The organism is Methanosaeta sp. UBA458 (assembly GCF_002496085.1).
GTDB lineage: Archaea > Halobacteriota > Methanosarcinia > Methanotrichales > Methanotrichaceae > Methanothrix > Methanothrix soehngenii.
Window position 1 is genome coordinate 1 of record NZ_DAIK01000071.1, and the last position, 2,961, is coordinate 2,961.

A 2,961-nucleotide genomic window follows, 5' to 3' on the forward strand; every position below is an offset into this window, starting at 1 on the left:
GGAGAGCTCATAATCCCCGGAATCAGCAACGGCAATATCTTCATTGGACTTCAGCCGCCACGTGGTTTCCTGGAAAACCCTGAAGCCATTTACCACAGCCCGGACCTTCCCATACCGCACCACTATTATGCCTATTACCGCTGGATCCGAGACGTCTTCCGGGCTGACCTGGTCATGCACATCGGAAAACATGGCTCCCTGGAATGGCTTCCCGGAAAGTCGGTGGGGCTTTCAGAATCATGCTTCCCAGACATCGCCATATCCGATCTGCCTAACATCTATCCATACATCATAAACAACCCCGGGGAGGGAACCCAGGCCAAGAGGAGGAGCTACTGCTGCATCATCGACCACCTGATTCCGGTGATGCACAATGCCGACATTTATGATGAGATGGCAGAGCTTGAGGTGATGCTTCATGATTATACTCATGCAGCATCCGAAGATCCGGCAAAACTGCCGACTCAGAGAAAGATGATCTGGGAGAAGGTTTGCGAGGCGAAGCTTGATCACGACCTGGAGACCGATGAGGAGACTGCTTTTAGCGATTTTGACAGTTTCCTGGAGAGACTGCACGGATATCTTCATGAGATAGCAGACACTCAGATCAGAGACGGTCTGCACATCTTTGGCGAACCTCCAGAGGGCTCAAGGCTGGAAGAATTTCTGGTGGCCTTGACCAGGTTGAAGAACGGAAAGGTGCCGTCTTTGAGAGAAGCTCTGGTTCATCTTCAGGGATTTGACTACGACCATCTGCTGGAGTGCCGGGGAAAGCTTTTGGACGGGGAAAGAAGCGGAGGCCATATCATCGAGGAGGTTCACGAGCTCTCGCTTAAGATCATGAAGCGGTTTCACGAGGCGGGATTCTCCGTCGACGATATCCCGTCAGTCCTATTAGAGATTGTGGGCCGCACAGACCCTGATGTTGAGGCGGTGTTAAGGTATATCGGCATGACCCTTGTGCCCAATATCGCCTCCACGACAAACGAGCTGACCAATACGCTGGTCGCCTGCAGAGGCGGATTTGTGCCGCCGGGACCTTCGGGGGCTCCTACCAGAGGAATGGCCGACATCCTTCCCACGGGCAGGAACTTCTACTCGGTCGATCCACTGGCGATACCATCACAGGCAGCCTGGAAGGTAGGCATTGCCCAGGCAGAGGCTTTGCTTGATAGATATCTGAAAGAGGAAGGCAAGTATCCCGAGAACGTTGGAATCATAGTTTGGGGCACTCCCATCATGCGCACCAAGGGAGATGATGTGGCCGAGATCCTCTATCTCATGGGAGTTCGGCCCGTATGGGAGCCGCGCAGCGGAAGAGTAACCGGCCTGGAACTCATACCCCTGCAGGACCTGAACCGACCCCGCATAGATGTCACCCTCAGAATAAGCGGCTTCTTCCGGGACGCTTTTCCGAACATCGTGACCCTCCTCGACGAGGCAGTGGAGATGGTGGCCAGCTTGAGGGAGCCGCCTGAATCCAACTATTTGGCCAGGCATGTGGCAGAAGAGATCGCCGAGAAGGTCGGCCAGGGAATCGACTTTGAGAAGGCAAAAGAGGAGGCATGCTACAGGATCTTTGGCTGCCGCCCCGGCGCTTACGGTGCAGGAGTGTGCGATGCCATCGACTCCAAGAACTGGAAGGACGAGCACGATCTGGCAGAGATTTACATCACCTGGGGGGGCTACGCCTACGGAAAGAAGAACTACGGCATAACTGTGCCCGAGCAGTTCAGGAGGAGGCTTGGCCAGCTGGATCTGACTGTGAAGAACGAGGACTCCAGAGAGTGGGACATGCTTGATGGCGACGATTTCTACTCCTTCCATGGGGGCATGATCGCTGCAGTCAAATCAATCAAGGGGGAGCTGCCAAAGTCGTATTGCGGTGACAGCTCAGACCCGGAGCGGGTGAAGATTAGGAATACTGTCGAAGAGACCAAGCACATCTTCCGGGCCAGGATTCTCAATCCCAAATGGATCGAGAGCATGCAGCGGCATGGCTACAAGGGCGCTGGTGACATGTCAAGGATGGTGGACATTGCTTTTGGCTGGGATGCCACAGCGGAGGTTCTGGAGGACTGGATGTACGAGGAGCTTGCCAACAGGTACGCCCTGGACGAAAAGATGCAGGAGTGGCTGAAAGATGTCAATCCTCACGCTCTACTGAACATCTCCGAGCGTCTCCTGGAGGCAATAGACCGGAATATGTGGGATGCAACAGACGAGATGAAACAGAAACTGAGAGAGGTGTATCTGGAGATAGAGGGGATGATCGAGGATGACAGCGCATAGGATCGATGAGGGCATCTATCACCCAAAAGATCTGGAGGATAGGGAAATTAGCAGAGCAGCACCATCTCCACCCGGCCGAATTGTCTCCCTGACGCCCATAGCATCAGAGCTTATCTGCATCTTCGGCTGCATCGACAGGATCGTGGGACGGGATGATCATTCCACATTTCCTCCTGCGCTTGGTGAGAAACCGGCGGTTGGGAGCGGCGTTTACAGGACGATCAGCGCAAAGCGGGTGCTGGATCTGGACCCCGATATCGTGGTCACAGGCAGGCGCGTCCCGCAGGAGGAGTTTGAAAAGATAGGGTCTGCAGGTGTTCCTGTGGTCGTCATTGGGACTGGCTGCGAGCTGGAGGCTCTTATAACTAATATCCTGACCTTGGGCAAGAGAATGGCTGCTGAGAAAAAGGCGGGAGAGCTTGTAGATTTTTTGGAGAGATATGCGAACCTTATCAGGGATAGGACTGGGGACCTGAATATCGAGGGCAAGCCCCGTGTTTATAACGAGTGCGCCTTTAGAAGATATATCACCAAAACCTGTACCACTGCGGACGAGGTCATCTCTATCGCCGGGGGGACAAATATCGCCCCCGACGAGGATCTGGGCAGGCTGGAGGTGAGCGGAGAATGGGTGATAAGGAGTAATCCGGACGTGATTCTCTCTCAGGT

Annotated in this window: 2 protein-coding genes; both read left to right on the plus strand. The window is 54.3% G+C overall.

Going from position 1 to position 2,961, the window contains the following annotated elements; all coding sequences use genetic code 11:
• The coding region (cobN, locus tag BP822_RS04895; protein ID WP_286877842.1) for a cobaltochelatase subunit CobN at positions 1-2,292 on the plus strand (2,292 nt) is incomplete at its 5' end.
• Positions 2,279-2,961: ABC transporter substrate-binding protein (locus BP822_RS04900; protein WP_286877843.1), on the plus strand; the 683-nt coding region annotated here is incomplete at its 3' end. The genes cobN and BP822_RS04900, both read left to right, overlap by 14 nt.